The organism is Shewanella fodinae (assembly GCF_014651955.1).
GTDB lineage: Bacteria > Pseudomonadota > Gammaproteobacteria > Enterobacterales > Shewanellaceae > Shewanella > Shewanella fodinae.
In genome coordinates this window covers 65,502-78,674 of record NZ_BMXW01000011.1, presented here as the reverse complement: position 1 = coordinate 78,674, position 13,173 = coordinate 65,502, and the positions used below count along the sequence as shown (strand labels likewise).

At 49.8% G+C, this 13,173-nt stretch carries 10 protein-coding genes; 6 read left to right on the top strand and 4 right to left on the bottom strand.

Going from position 1 to position 13,173, the window contains the following annotated elements; translation table 11 throughout:
• Positions 1-37 precede the first annotated feature (37 nt).
• The 4 genes from IE064_RS11275 to IE064_RS11260 all read left to right on the top strand — a co-directional run bounded on the left by IE064_RS11275 (position 38) and on the right by IE064_RS11260 (position 4,804).
• Positions 38-457 (top strand): GFA family protein, encoded by a 420-nt coding sequence (locus tag IE064_RS11275; protein ID WP_189617905.1) that lies wholly within the window; start codon positions 38-40, stop codon positions 455-457.
• Positions 458-540: 83 nt separating this feature from the next.
• Complete coding sequence (locus IE064_RS11270) at positions 541-984, top strand: GNAT family N-acetyltransferase (RefSeq protein ID WP_189617904.1); 444 nt, start codon at positions 541-543, stop codon at positions 982-984.
• Positions 985-1,240: 256 nt separating this feature from the next.
• Positions 1,241-1,666, top strand: a complete 426-nt coding sequence (locus IE064_RS11265) for a hypothetical protein (RefSeq protein WP_189617903.1) — start codon at positions 1,241-1,243, stop codon at positions 1,664-1,666.
• A gap of 189 nt (positions 1,667-1,855) precedes the next feature.
• On the top strand, positions 1,856-4,804 hold the full coding sequence (locus tag IE064_RS11260; protein ID WP_189617902.1) for a ligand-binding sensor domain-containing diguanylate cyclase: 2,949 nt from the start codon (positions 1,856-1,858) through the stop codon (positions 4,802-4,804).
• A gap of 3 nt (positions 4,805-4,807) precedes the next feature.
• Here IE064_RS11260 and IE064_RS11255 read toward each other — a convergent pair whose 3' ends face one another.
• From IE064_RS11255 to IE064_RS11240, 4 genes are all read right to left on the bottom strand, one after another.
• Complete coding sequence (locus IE064_RS11255; RefSeq protein ID WP_189617901.1) at positions 4,808-5,659, bottom strand: EamA family transporter; 852 nt, start codon at positions 5,657-5,659, stop codon at positions 4,808-4,810.
• A gap of 192 nt (positions 5,660-5,851) precedes the next feature.
• Entirely contained in the window at positions 5,852-7,681 is a 1,830-nt protein-coding gene (locus tag IE064_RS11250; protein WP_189617900.1) for a methyl-accepting chemotaxis protein, read from the bottom strand.
• Positions 7,682-7,943: 262 nt separating this feature from the next.
• Positions 7,944-9,284 (bottom strand): sigma-54-dependent transcriptional regulator, encoded by a 1,341-nt coding sequence (locus IE064_RS11245; RefSeq protein WP_189617899.1) that lies wholly within the window; start codon positions 9,282-9,284, stop codon positions 7,944-7,946.
• Positions 9,281-11,251, bottom strand: coding sequence for an ATP-binding protein (locus IE064_RS11240; RefSeq protein WP_189617898.1), 1,971 nt, complete (start codon positions 11,249-11,251; stop codon positions 9,281-9,283). Before IE064_RS11240 ends, IE064_RS11245 begins: the two co-directional genes overlap by 4 nt.
• A gap of 306 nt (positions 11,252-11,557) precedes the next feature.
• Between IE064_RS11240 and IE064_RS11235 the strand changes: the two genes are divergently transcribed.
• The gene (locus tag IE064_RS11235; RefSeq protein WP_133038813.1) at positions 11,558-12,817 is read left to right on the top strand and encodes an alpha-hydroxy-acid oxidizing protein; all 1,260 of its coding nucleotides are present in this window, start codon (positions 11,558-11,560) and stop codon (positions 12,815-12,817) included.
• Entirely contained in the window at positions 12,817-13,140 is a 324-nt protein-coding gene (locus IE064_RS11230; protein WP_133038812.1) for a c(7)-type cytochrome triheme domain-containing protein, read from the top strand. The genes IE064_RS11235 and IE064_RS11230 overlap by 1 nt, the downstream gene beginning before the upstream one ends.
• Positions 13,141-13,173: the final 33 nt, after the last annotated feature.

The following is a 13,173-nucleotide window of genomic DNA, read 5'->3' as shown; positions in this document are numbered from 1 at the left end:
GGCGGGTGTTTTTTTGTATTCTGATTAAGGAGTTATCATGGATGAAGTTCAGTATCCGATTCACGGAAGCTGTCAGTGCGGTAATGTAACTTACGAATTGCTGGCACCACCACAACGGGTTGTGGCTTGTCATTGCAAAGCGTGTCAAAAGCTGTCTACCAGCGCCTTTAGCATTACCGCTTTGGTCAACGCAAAAGACGTGGTCTTTCACGGCGAGATGAAACGTTGGGAGCGTAAAGCCGACAGCGGTAATATTAATGCTGCCATGTTTTGTCCCGTTTGTGGCAACCGCATATATCACGTTAACCCAGCACATCCAGAGCAAATCAAATTGAAAGCGGCGAATCTGGATGACACGCGCATTCTCCAACCGACAATACACGCCTGGATTAGCGAAAAACAGGACTGGTTCCAGATCCCCGCGGGTGTGAAACAGTTTCCCCGTCAGCCAGAGTAATTAACGCGATTTCCAGCGGTTGGCGTATGGACTCAAGTGTTAATGTTGGCGTAAAAACGGCGCTGGTGAAAAAAGGAGTAAACATGTTGATTCGACGTATGACGGCGGCAGATGTTGATGCCGTCAGCGCTGTTTGTATGCGTTCATTCAGTAAAACCGTTGCGGCCTCATTGCCGCCAGCTGGAGTGCAGACCTTTGCTACCGTGGCCGCTGCTACAGCTTTTTTACAGCGGCTCCAACAGGGAAGCATTATTTTGGTGGCAACAGATGCGGCACATATTACCGGCGTGATAGAGCTTAGCGCTACTAGTCATGTGGTGATGTTTTTTGTTGATCCTGATTTTCAGCTACAAGGAATAGGTAAGCAGTTATTGAAGGCAATACTGCAACATGCCACCGCCAAGGCGGTCACAGTGAACGCATCACTCTATTCTATTCCTGTGTATCGCAAAGCGGGTTTTGAGTGTCACGGCGAGGTGGCGGAGAAAGCCGGATTAATCTATCAGCCGATGGTTCTACACCTGTAAGCCGTGAGTTACAAAGATTGCCGTTATCACCAATCTTGAAATGAGTTTATCGACAGTATGTCTGTAATGCAGTGGTGTTGCCGTAGCCGATGACTTAATGGCAATCACTTGTGATTCATCAATAATTTCACTAAATCCTGGCTTCTCAAAACCTTTGGCTCGGATACAATGTCGTGAAAGAAATGAGCTGTTAGCACTGTCTGGTGGCGCAACGTGACTAGCTGACTAGCGATATAGGGGATACATGCAGGAGAAAATGATGATCGAACCGCAGCAAACAACCAGACCCGATGACAGTACTTTGTCGATCATGATGTCGCATTTTATTCATCTGGATCAGGTCATGTGGAACCGTGTGCAGTGGTTGATAGCGATTCAGACGGCGGCCATTGGCGGGGCATATGCCTTAAAATCTGATCCACATAATTCTGCTGTTGTTCTGTGCCTTTGTGCTTTTGTTACGGTGATCCTGTTGTTGATGATGCGGCGTGATGAAGTGATCCGTGATGCTAACTTGCCGTTATTGAAAACGTTGCATCCTCAATTCACCTTCAGCCCTAAATGTTCAAAAGGCGCGCCCCTGAAAGGAAGGCAGTTAAATGGCATTCTGTTTTTTTCGTTTCTGTTGATAGATCTGTTTGGGGCTATTATCTTCATTATGGTTCCGGCAACGATTAAATAGCACTGGTGGATAATGGTCGTAGTACAAAAAGAGCTGCACTGCAGCTTTTTTTATGGTTTTTTTCTCAAAATAATTGCGTTTAATGACAAGTAATTGCCTATGCCAATGGGGCAAAAAAAGGTATTGTTAGTGGAAGTTGCAAAGATGTAAACGGACTCACTCCATGAGCAGAACAGGTCATCTCCAACCATGACAAACTGTATCCGTTTGTTGGCATTTGCCACGCTATTTTTTGCTTTTGAATTACTGGCTGCCGCAGCAGAGACTGTTGACGCCAGCAATATTGCCCCCCTGAATCGTTATTTCAACGAGATCTGGACGACGCGCCAAGGGTTACCCCATAACACTGTTAACAGCATAGTTCAGACCCCTGAAGGTTACTTATGGTTGACTAGCTGGGAAGGCGTTGCCCGTTTTAATGGTAATAAATTCAAGATGTTTGGTCGTGATAACACCACTGGATTACCGGATGTTGGCACTCGGACCTCCTATCTGGATCAGCACGGAAGGTTGATTATCGGGGGTGCCAGAGGTGGGCTGACGACAGTAACAAATGGCAAATGGCTTCCGTTGCCACCTGTCGGCGTGTTGATCAACCGTATTTGGGTGGACCAACACAACACCATGTGGATTGGCACCGAGGGTGGCGGAATGTTCCGTCAGGATGCTGATGGGACCCGTCAGCAGTGGACGACGGCGCAGGGACTCCCCAGCAACACAATTTATAGTTTTGCTAAGGCCGCAGATGACAGTATCTGGATTGGTACTGCTGGAGGCTTGGTGCTATGGGACCACAAAAAATTTACCTCTATCGCGGCGCTGCATGAAACGCCTATTTTTGATCTATTGAATACCGCAGAAGGACTTATTGTTGCCAGCGAAACTGGTGTACGTCGCAAGGTGGGAGAAAACTTCGAGTTTCTGCATCCGCAATTACAAAATGTGGCGGTGTCCAAGTTGTTACTCGATCATCAGGGAAGCCTGTGGATGGGCACGGTCCAGCAGGGTATTTTCCGCTTGAGTCAGACTTATGGGTTAGAACATCTGGATGCGAGTCAAGGTATGCCTAGTAACCGGGTGCTGGATATCTTTGAGGACAAGGAACAAAGCATCTGGATTGGTACTAATGGCGGTTTATTTCGCTTGCGGGATGCACCGTTTTCAACGATTACCACCAAGCAGGGTTTGGTCGGTAACTATATTCGAGCGTTGCTAGAAGCTGAAAATGGTGATATCTGGGTGGGCAGTTCCCGCGGATTGAGTCGCTATTCCCCCGAAAAAGGCCAAGTCGTTGACAATGTGCTGGCAGGCGAATCTATCCTCAGTTTGGCGCCCATGGATAAGCAGAGATTACTGATTGGCACCTATACTGCGGGGGTATTTATTTATGAGAATGGCAAAACTCACTTGCTTGCTGATCGTAACTCTGGATTAGTTTCCAACGAGGTGAGGGCGCTCCTGCAAGACCCTGATGGCAGCGTCTGGATCGGCACGGCACAAGGTCTGGCGCATTGGCACGACGGTAAAATTGATAACCTCACGACTCAGGATGGTTTACCGGGCAACTTTGTAGTGGAATTACTGCGCTGTGACGACAAAATGTGGATTGGTACCGGCACTGGCATTGCCATCTATCAGCATGGCAAGTTCACTGAAATGCCTATCCATCAATTTGATCAGGCAGAATATGCTTTTGGCCTTTATCCGCAGCCAGAGAAGCGATTGCTTTGGGTTGCCACTGACCGTGGCTTATTACGTTTGCGGCTGGACACCGGTGAAATCAACCTGATTGGTCGTCGCAGTGGGTTGCCCTTTGACAAATTTTTCCAACTGCTGATCGATGGATTTGGCAATATCTGGATGACCAGTAATCGTGGCATTTTGCGCTTTAATGAAGCGGATGCCAATGCGGTGGCCGATGGCCGGATGGCAACGTTGGCAACTGTGCTGTATGGCGAAAGTGATGGCATGCTGAGTGCGCAGGCTAACGGTGGTTCAAATCCTACAATGGTGGCGAGTCGTGACGGTACTTTGTGGATGGCGACCGCCATGGGCGTTACCTCAGTAAGACCCCAGCGCTTGCAACAGTTTGCTGAACATATACCGCAGGTCGTGATAGAGCACATCACCCTGGATAGCGAATCGGTACCACTGAGTGCCGAGTTGACGGTGGCGGCTGCGGTACAACGTTTGGAAATTCAATATGCCGGCCTCAGTTTCATTATGCCAACCCGGCTGCGTTATCGCACTAAACTGGAGGGTTTCGAGCAGGAATGGCGCGATAAAACCGGCCAGAACCAAGTGGAATTTACCAACTTGGCACCTGGGACCTATGTGTTGGATATTCAGGCCGCCAATCCTGGTGGACACTGGAGTCCGTCAGCAAAATTGACCATAGTGAAATTGCCATTCTGGTGGCAGACATTACCCGCCAAATATATCGCATTAGCAGTAGCAATATTGTTGATTGTTGGGTTCACTTACTGGCGTACCGCTAGTTTGCGGCGTTCCAAGCAGTATCTATTACAGCAGGTGGCCAACAAAACCGCAGAACTGCAGCGGCAGGCTGAAAATCTGGCAAGCGCCAACCAGGAAAAGTCGGTATTGCTCGATAAGTTGCAGCAGCAAACGCTGGCGTTAGAAATTCAAGCCAAGCAGGACTCACTGACGGGATTAGCCAATCGCCGAGCCTTCGATGAACACCTAGCACAGGAATTTATGCGGGCAAAACGACTGGTGCAGCCTTTGACGCTGGCATTTATCGATATTGACCATTTTAAATGGATCAACGACAAGTATTCCCATAGTGTTGGTGATAAGGCGCTGATCCGTTTGGCAAAACAGCTGCAGTTATCCTGCCGCGGCATTGACATCGCCGCGCGTTGGGGCGGCGAGGAGTTCTCCTTGTTGCTGCCAACCACTACCAGTCAGCAGGCGTTGCAGGTTTGTGAACGGTTGCGTATTGCAGTGGAATCGATGGACTGCAGTGATATTGCCCCAGGGCTGAGATTGACAGTCAGTATTGGGCTCGCCTGTTCTGATGATATTACGGAATCGTGGCAGCTGTTAAATGCCGCCGATGATGCACTATATCGCGCCAAGAATAACGGTCGTAACCGTGTTGAAAGTTATCTTTAACCGTCATTTGGTTATCGCGCTTTGACGTTGCCGACAAAGCCACAATGCGACCGCCATGCAGAGACATCCCAACACTAATCTTGGCCAGTCGTTAACTTGTCCGTGCCAGAACCACACGTTTACCATGATCCCGGCAGGGATCAGCATATTATTCATCACCGCCAGTTGCTGAGCATTCACTAAGGTTGAACCATAGCTCCAGCCCAGATAACCCAGCCCAGAAGTGACAACGCCCAACCATAGCAATACGCCTTGCTGCTGCGGCGTCCATGGCAGTTTTGACCAGTCTGCCAGCCCTAACATGGCGGCACTGGTGATGACGGCGGCGCCGAGAAAAAACCAAAAAAAACGCGCGCGATGGGGCAGCTGATTTTGCAGGCTTTGGTGGCGATACCACACCTGACCAAAGGCAAAACAGGCGTTTGCGGCCTGGATTAGCAAAAACCCTTTCCAGTAATCTTCACTGAGTTCGGTCCAGCGGATCACTGCCGCACCCGCTACTGCGAGCAAAGCCGGAGCCCATAACTGTTTGGGCCAGCGTTTGGCAAACAGGTCGGCAAATAAACTCACGTAAATTGGCGTGAAAATGGTAAATAACAGCAGCTCTGGCACACTTAGATAGTGATAGCTGCGATACAGAAACAGGTAAGTCATACCAATTTCAATAGCACCGGTGGCCATCATTATCAACGCCTGACGCCAGTGAACTGGCCGCCAGAACGGTAGAAATATCATTAGCGCTAACAACATTCTAGAGGTAACCGCAATGTAATCATCTACCTGTCCTGAGAGACAAGCGCCTATCAATGAAAAGGAAACAGCCCAGAGTGCAGTGATCAGCCACAGCAATGCCATGTTAACGTCCTGAAAAAGTCAGTGGGCTGTCGGCCTAAAGCCTCGATTTTGTTGTATCGAACAGAACCACACAAGTGGGGGCAGTTTAACAGAAGTGATTGGCATTCATGATTGACTAATGGCGAAATTGTCGGCACTTCCACTGAGGTAAAACAGTGAATGACCATGACAGTCATTCACTGCTAACTGACATTACACCCTGAAGCCTGCCACCATTCGCTGCAACTCATTGCTAAGCCGCGCTAATTCATTGCTGGAGGCCACTGTTTGTTCACTGGCCGCCGCAGCCTGATCGGCCGCATCACGGACGTTCAGAATATTGTGGTTAATATCTTCTGCCACGGTGGTCTGTTCCTCAGCTGCGGTCGCAATCTGTTGCCCCATATCGCGGATGTGATGGGTCAGCTCGGTAATAGTATGCAACGCTGAACCGACCACATTCACATGCTGTACGACGCTTTGCGTGCTTTCATGGCTGTCGTTCACTTGGGTAGCCGCTTCACGGGCACCTTGTTGCAGCCCTAAAATCAGCGATTCAATCTCTGAGGTCGAATTGTGCGTGCGTTGTGCCAGATTCCGTACTTCATCAGCAACCACGGCAAAACCACGACCAGATTCACCGGCTCGGGCGGCTTCAATCGCGGCGTTCAGCGCTAGCAGGTTAGTTTGCTCGGCAATCCCTTTAATCACATCCATGATGCTGCCAATTTGCTCGCTGCTGCTCACCACATGATCCATCGCCTGCGATGATTGCTGCATTTTTTGGCTTAGCAGCTGCATCTGCGCGATGGTGTTGTCCAGTTCCTGATTCGCAGCGGCGGTTTGCTGGTCAGTTCGCTCTACGGCACTGGCAGATTCTTCCGCGTTGCGGGCGACTTCGGCAACTGTCAGGGTCATTTCGTTGATGGCGGTGGCAACCTGATCGGTTTCCTGTTTCTGTTGTTGCGCGCCAATGCTGGTTTGCTCGGTAACTGCCGATAACTCGGTAGCCGATGATGCTAGCTGTACCGCGCTTTCTTTCACCTGACTAATAAGCTGCCGTAGACTCTGAGTCATGGCAGCAATTGCCTGCATCAGTTGCCCCATTTCATCTTTGCGTTTGGCGTTGCTCTGCGCCGTCAGATCGCCTTCACCAATGCGTTTGGCAACGTCCAATACCTGCTGTAAGGGTTGGTTGATGCCGCGACTTATCACCAAGGTAGCGCTGAAGCCGACAAACAAGGCGGCCAAAGTGGCGATGGTCACGTAAATATAGGCAGAGTGCGTGATACTTTGTTGCAGATTAGCCTGCGCTACGCTCTCCTGATTGGCGGTGTCCACCAGTGTCTGCTCATCTTGCTCCAGTGCGGCACTGTTTTTTGCCAGTGAGCTCATCAGGCCGGGTAGGGTACTGGCAATTGCCACGTATTGTTTGAAACTGTCACTGATATCAGTAAGTAACTGTTGCTGTGAAGATGCTTGAGTCTGTAACTGGGTGATATAGGTGTCAAACTCAGCCGCGGTATCTTGCAGTTTTCCCTGTATATCATCCCCTCGTAGCAGTTCTATCACTAAAAAGCGCGCCTGATAAAAGCGCTTACCAAGTTGCGCGGCCAGATGTTGCAGGCTGTCATCACTGGCAGGAATTGCGGCTGTTAACTGCCGCAATAGTTCACTGGCATGATTGATGTGCGTTTGTAACTGGTTTTCAGCGGTAATCCTGGCGCTCACAGATTGTTTAAGTTGCGTGAAAGAATCATCATATAGCTGTAGTTGTTGCGCCAAGTGATTGAGACGTTGGCTGCTGTCACTGCTACGTTTTAGTTGCAAGTCATGATCTACCAGCGTCTTAGCGGCCTGTAATTCAGTGGCGATATGAGCGGCGATGTCGCCATTAAAGTCTTTGAGGTAGCCTAAGCGACCGCTCGCCAATTGACTGATATGATTGTTAAAAATGATGATATGTTGCTGTTTTTCAGTCTGACTCTCAATTTGATTTATCACCATCAGACCGATGCCACCAACGAGGAGGGTCAATAACAATACGGCTCCAAAACCTGTTCCTAATTTAAGCTTTACGCTCCAGTCATTAAACATCGAATATCCCCTAAAAAATTATTAATTACATATACTTATATTATTTTTTGTTACTAGGGTGAGTTTAATATTAACTGTGCCATTAACGGGTAAATGTGCGTGTTATCCAAATTATCTTGTGATTTAATGTTTTTGGTAACTTTTGTGACACATGTTTATTTAGTGGTTGATAATATAGCATTAATTAAAAGGCGATAGTTGTGCTTTATTAGGTGGATTTACTCAATCGGCGGCTGAGGGCGCTTTGGGTGATCCCCAACAGTTTAGCGGCAGCACTCTGATTGTTATTGGTGCGTATTAGCGCCTCATGGATCAGCTGTTGTGTGGCTTCGCCGATGGTGGGCAGATTTTCTGGAAATGTCAGGCGTTGTATTAGCGGCGACTGTGCGGGTTGTTCTAATACCTGAAAAAATGGTGCCATCGCCAGTTCGCTACCACTGCTGACATTGACAGCACTGTATACCAAGGATTTCAGCTCACTGATATTGCCCGGGAACAGATAGCGTTCTAAACGCTGTGCCAGTTCATGCGGTAACGCCAGATAATCTCGCCCCTGCGCCTGACAGGCCTGTTCGGTAAAGTGCTGTAATAGTAAACCGATATCTGCCTGACGTTCTCGTAGCGGTGGCAGTTTTATCCGCTGGGGGCGTAGGGTGTAGACCAACCCCTGAGAAAATCCTTGTTGTTCCAATTGCTCCAGCGACAGATGGCTGCTAAGTAGCAGACGACAGGCTAGCGATTTCTCTCGTAGCGAGCCGCGCGGAAAATAACGTTTCAGTTGGCACAAACGGGTGATAACACTTTGGATTTGAGGTGATGCGTCCTCCAATTGTGTCAGTAATAACATGCCGTTGCCGCATGCCTGTAACAGTCCGGGGTGTTCGCTGTCGCCAAACAGCCGCTGCTCCAGTTGGGTCAGTGTTAACTCCGCCAACGACAGTTCCAGCAGCGGCATTTCTGGACAAAACAGTTGTTGCAATGCTTGGCAGAACAGACGTTTGCCCGTTCCACTTTCACCCTCCAGCAGGATAGGGTCATTGCTGTCACCCAGCGTTGCCGCATAAGTGAAGCAATCGTGCATTTTGACATCGGTCGTCAGTATGTCGCTAAAAGCGCTGAGGCTGCGACGATTAAAAAAACCATCCTTGATACGGTGATAACTGCGCTCCAGTGTAATCACCTCCATGGCCCGACGTACACACAACAACAGTTGCTCAGTAGAGCTGGTTTTGGCAATAAAGTCATAGGCGCCTTGCTTCATACACTCCACTGCAACTTCGGTTTCATTGAGTCCGGTCACCACAATCACTCTGACATATGGCGTGTGTTCGCGGATGTCACGCAGTAGCTGGCGGCCGTCCAGGTAGGGCATATTCAGATCCAGTAGCACCAGTGCAATATCCAGATCACGGATCAGTTGCAGCGCCTGACGACTGTTTTCACAGGTATGCGTCTGAGCCTCGGGAATATGGCGATTGAGCACCATGGCGATGGTACGCAGCCAACGGGTTTCGTCATCGATGACCAGAATATTACGACACAGTTTCATCCAATACTCCTGAACAACAATTTCATTTCGGTGCCCGTTCCCGGACGGGAACGGATTTGCCACTGTGCTTGATGCTCGGCGAGGATCTTGTTGCTGGTAGATAGCCCCAGACCGGTGCCGCCCTGACTGCGCCGGGTGGTGAAGAAGGGTTCGCGGATGCGCGCCAATGTTTGTGGGTCCATACCACAGCCGTTATCAGCCACCGTGACATAGATACTGCCATTTTCAACACCGGTACAGATCTGCAACTGTGGTTCGGCTTTGTCCATCGCCAGGCAGGCATTTTGGATCAGGTTGACTAACACGAGTTGTAGTTGCAGTTCGTCACCTTCAACTTTGGGTAGTGAATCATCCAGTTGTAGCGTTAATTGCAGCCGTTTGACGTTGTTATGGGTCAGCCGTAGCGCTGTTTCCACCACTTTGTTGATGCTGACGGCTTTGGGGTGCATCTCCAATCCAGGCTGGGCGAAATTTTTAAGATCGCGCACAATACGGCCGATACGGGCCGCGGCATCGTCCACCGACTCGCAACTGTAATCCAGTTCGGCAATCAGTGTGTTAAACGCGGTTGTTGATGAATTACCATCGGCACTGCTCAGTCGCAGATCTTCCAGCAGATCGCGCATCAGGGTCACCGACTGAGTGATAAGTCCCACCGGATTATTAATCTCATGGGCAATTCCTGCCGATAGTTCACCCAAAGACGCTAAGCGGGCAGACAGCTCGGTAGTCTGTTTCAGCTCGTATTGCTCGGTACAGTCTTCGATAAACAGCACCAGCATTTCCTCCGAAATACGGTGCAGTTGCAGCTTCCAACGTTTATTGTCGAGGGTAAACTCGCAATTTTGCGAGTCCTCGCCAGTAAAAGTGGCGGTCACCAACTGCGCCAGTTCCAGCGCCGGTTGTGCTTGAACCAGTTGTTGCGGTTGTAACACCCAGGGATATTTACCATTGTGCCAAATCAAGTGCTGATCCCGTGCCAGCAGGCACACGCCGTGGGGCAAACCATCCAGCACTGAATGAAATTGTGCTGACACCCGTTTTATCTCTGCTTCTGCCTTACGGCGATTCACCAGTTCTTGTTTCAGCGATTTGGTTTTTTGCCGCAGCACCAAGCTGATATACAGCGTAATCAACATTCCCATGCTGGAGATGATGGCGGTAAGCAGCGCTCCCTGAAAAAAGTCACTGCGTACCTGACCCAGTTCAATTTTCTCTTTACCGAAGCCCACCCATTTATTCAATAAATCATCAAAGTAACCATTGTTATAACTGTGCTTGATCACATTGTTGACTGCAGTGACAAAGGCGGGGTCTTTATTCGACATGATGAGATAAAACTGGCTGTAAAGCAGCGGCTTGCCAGCAGTTTTGGCTAGTGGATATTTACTCAGCATGCGTCGTGAGCAATAGAACTCGGACACCACATAGTCCACTTTACCCGCGGTTAGCAATGCAAACCCTTGCTCATTGGTCACGACTGGCACCATGATGAAATCCTGTGGCGACTGCAGCAGGTACATGGCTACCGACGACGCCTGTTTGATGGCAACCCTTTTACCTTTAAGGGCTTCCCAGGTATCGGCATCGCCTTCACCACGCCGGTTGTAGGCACTGACATAGGTGGGAAGTAGTGGCAATGCTGTATTGATATCGAGCTGACGTCCGGCGGGTACCGCAATCACGGCCAACTGCCAGCGGTCGTTGGTCACTGAATGTAATGATTGCTTCAGCGTTTGTCGTTTCACTTTAAGTGAGTAATGCAGTTGTTGAGCAATATAACGCGCCAGCTCAACGTTAAAGCCGCTTTCTTCACCATTTTCATTTTGCCACTCAAATGGCGGGGTATTACTGTGCACATTTAAGGTGATTTGTGGCGATGCCTGCGCGGCAGCGCTAAGCAAAACCATAATCAGCCACAGTCCAAGGTATTTTAACCATTGCCATACCGCACACATCACCCGCATTACTTGGCTCCACCTTTCAACTCCCCGCTACCTTAAGCGGCAACAGCCGTAATTGGCAGCCTTTTTGTTTGGTTGTGCCAATGAACTCACAGAATGTCAGTAATTGTGCATATACCTTGCAAAAATTGGATTTAAGTTATTGGTTCTAAAGCGTTATGCAAAAATGCATAAAGCAATGTGCGGGAATCAAAGTTTTGCCAGACAGTGGATCTTTGGCCGGATTTTGCATTTTGTTATTGCGCTGAAAAATGTTCGCTGGGGTAGATTGGCTGCCGTGAGCTAATAAGCAACCATAGGAACCAAAACATGAATAACAAAGCGCTGAATGCGGATCGTCGCGAGTTTCTGACTAAAGGTGCAGCACTGGCCGCTGCCGCTGGTACGTTGGCCATTTCTGCAACCTCTCCCGCCCATGCAGCAGAGGGTATTGCAGTGGCTGCCGCTGCTACGGCGGAAGCCCCCAAAGCTGTTGCCGGTTATGTTAAAGAACCCAAAAACCTCAAAGATGTCCTCAGTAATGCCCGTAAGATCATGGATACCTGTGCTGCCTGTGATATCGCGGGCGCCGGCCGCTGTAATGGTAAGGGACCTTGCGGTGAATCGGTTCCAGGGATGGGCGGTAAACGCCAGAGCTTTGTGCGCAATATCGAAGCATTCGAAGGCATGAGTTTGAACATGCGTACCGTGCACAACATTTCTCACCCGAAAACCGAAATTAACCTGCTTGGTGTAAAACTGGCAATGCCAGTTCTTACTGGTATCACTGGTGGTCTGACATACAACATGGGTGCGGCCAATAAGCTGGCGTTTGACGGCGAACTGATGACCGAAGAAAAATACGCCCGTGGCATTATTGAAGGCGCCGCCAACGCTGGCTGCCTCGGCTGGGCAGCTGACGGTATCGGTGATCCACTGGAAACTTACAAACGCCGCATGACAGTGGTGAGTGAGTTCAAAGGCCGTGCCGTGGCACAGATTAAACCGCGTACCCAGCAGGAGATCTTTGAACGTCTAGATATTGTGCAGCAGGCGGGGGCACCTTTCTTCGCTATTGATATTGACTCCGCGGGACGTGCAGCCAGGGCATTACCCGGTAAAACTGTGGAGCCCAAGGATCTGAAAAAGCTCAAGGAAATCGTTAATTACGCCAAAATCCCCTTTGTTGCCAAAGGTATCATGACGGTTGATGAAGCGCTGATGTGTGCTGAAGCAGGTTGCGGTGCGATCATCGTTTCCAACCATGGTGGCCGTGTTCTCAGCTCCACTCCAGCCAGCATGCATGTGCTGCCAGCCATTGTAAAAGCCGTTCGTGACCGTGGTTATAAGATGCCCATTCTGGTGGATGGTGGCGTGCGTGACGGCGGCGATGTGCTTAAAGCGCTGGCTTGTGGTGCTCAGGCAGTGCTGGTGGGACGTCCGATGTTACGCGCCAGCCTTGGCGGCGGCGTAAAAGGGGTTGAAATGCTATTCAACCGTTTCCACACCGAACTGGTCTCCAGCATGGTGCTGACAGGCGTAGCTGACGTAAATAACGTCGATCCCGCCATCCTGACGCAGGAGGTGTAATGAAATTTACCACAGCATATACAGGTCTGTTGGCCGCTGTGGTTGCCTCTGGGCTGGTGTTGCCACAAGCGCTGGCAACCCCGGCCGGACAGGATCGGCAATACGGTGGCGGAGGTAAGGGCGCTGTGGTGTTTTCTTATGAAACTCACGCACGAGAAGGCTTTTACACCTGCAACGACTGTCACAGTACCAAAGATGGTGAGGCATTATTTGAGCCTATCCGTTACAGCTTTACCCTGAAAGATCACAGTAGTGGCAAATACTGCTGGGCCTGCCATGACGGGAAAACTGCTGAACGCGACTGCAAAACTTGCCATTACTAATATGGTTACCCACGAATAACTTTCCGGGCATTG